Annotated in this window: 1 protein-coding gene and 1 pseudogene; one reads left to right on the forward strand and one right to left on the reverse strand. The window is 70.8% G+C overall.

Features of this window, described 5'->3' with window-relative positions; genetic code table 11:
- Positions 1 to 145: 145 nt before the first annotated feature.
- On the reverse strand, positions 146 to 1,264 hold the full coding sequence (locus tag AC2VNT_RS01390) for a hypothetical protein (protein WP_486945157.1): 1,119 nt from the start codon (positions 1,262 to 1,264) through the stop codon (positions 146 to 148).
- A gap of 306 nt (positions 1,265 to 1,570) precedes the next feature.
- On the opposite strand from AC2VNT_RS01390, the pseudogene AC2VNT_RS01395 reads away from it, so the two are divergent.
- Positions 1,571 to 1,754, forward strand: a pseudogene (locus tag AC2VNT_RS01395) (hypothetical protein); the annotation flags it as partial.

Genomic DNA, 1,754 nt, shown 5'->3' on the forward strand with positions numbered 1-1,754 from the left:
CCGAGACCATCGTCACCCCGGACGCGCGTGCCTCGCCCGTCACCGCCGCCGCCAGCGGGTGGTGCGTGGGTGAGATCAGTGCCTCGATCGGCCCGCCGCGGTCGGACCCCCGCATCCCCGGAACCGGGGTCGCCACCTGAGACATCTAATCGCAAAGCAAGCGCGGGTCGACCACGAGGGCGTCCACCACCTCGAGGCGGCGCAAGGCCTCCGGCCGCAACGGCAGCACCCCGTACCGGTTGGCCAGACCCTGCCCGAGCGTCGCCGCGAACGCCTCGCGCGTAGTCCACATGGCTTTAGGAGCGACGACCACCGCGGCAGTCGATGCCGCGGCGACGTCACGGGTGACGGTGCCGACCAGGCCGGCACCGATCAGCTGGGCCAACGCCACCCGTTTCAGGTAGCGCTCCGCCGGTCCGGCCGGCCTGGCCGGCACCGGCCCCGACCGGTGGTGCACCTCCGGTTGCTCGGCATGCCGGGCCAACACGGGCTCATGGGCGATCCAGGCCTGCTCTCCGGCACGACACTCCGCGGCCCGCAGCGCCTGTGTCGTCACATCGACCGCCAGCGCTGCCGGTGACAGCGTCAGGGTGTGCGCCACGGTCGTGGCCAGCGACAGCACGGTGCCGGTTGCCTCGGTACCGATTCGGTCCTCGAGCAGGCGACGCAGCCAGGGCTGGTACTTCGCGATCGCTACCGCCGCGTCGACCGCGACGGGCGCCGCCGGCAACCGCAGCGTCCGGCCCACGACCGCGATGGCCAGCCCGCCGGCGTGGACACCGACCATCGTCGCCCTGGTTGCCAGCAGCAGCCCGTCGCCCGGCAGGCTGTCGCCACCGCGCGAGCCGTTCGACGTCGGCGAGGAATGATGGTGGCGCTTTTCAGCGTCGCCGACCACCGAGCACAACGTGCCCAGTGACGTCTTCTCGCCGTCGAACTCGACCACGACCCGTGACAGCGGGCGATTTAGCTCGGCCGAGGTAACGCCGGGCCGAGCAAGCAGGGCGTCGAGTACCGCGCGTCCGCGTTCAGCGCCGCCCCGGCCGTTCAGATCGCGCACCTCGATCCACGCGCGACCGTCACCGCGCCAATGGCGCCGGGTTGTCGAGGGGGAGACCTCGCCGGACAGCAGCTTGATCCCGGCGCGAACCGGCTCGGTGGCGATCTCGAGGCCGGCCGAGGCAATCGAAGCCGCCGCCTTGGCCGCTTGGATTCCCGTCGCGACAGCGCGCGACGGCGGCCACCCGAACACGGACAGACGCATGAAAAGCCTCCAGTGTCGACAAAACACCGGAGGTCTCTCCCGCCGAGAAGCGGCCCACAGCGCCGGTCGTCCGGTAGCGGTCGACGTGATGACGACGCTGCAGCGAAGGGATACTCCCCTCCGCCGAGCAGTATGCCACCACCGAGTGCCCGCGTCGACGGCCAGACAGCCTGCCCCGAGTGCCCGCGTCGACGAGCGTGAACTGGTTGCGATATTTCGCCCGTTTTTTCGCAGCAGCTTCACTTTCGGCGCAAGGGATGTCGTTTCACTGCTCACCGCTGCCGACAGGCTGAGTATCTTCGAACTGTGGCGACGCCGGAGGTTCCTGCGCACACCGGTGCCAGCGCCGCAGCCGGGCCTGTCGCACGCGGCAGCGTCGTCCGGGTCGTCGCGGCCACCGCGGTCACCGCGCTCTGCGGGTACGCGGTGCTCTACCTTGCGGCCCGCGACCTGAACCCCGCCGGCTTCGCGGTGTTCGCGGTTTTTTGGG

The sequence above is a fragment of the Mycobacterium sp. TH-M15 genome (genome assembly GCF_057473705.1).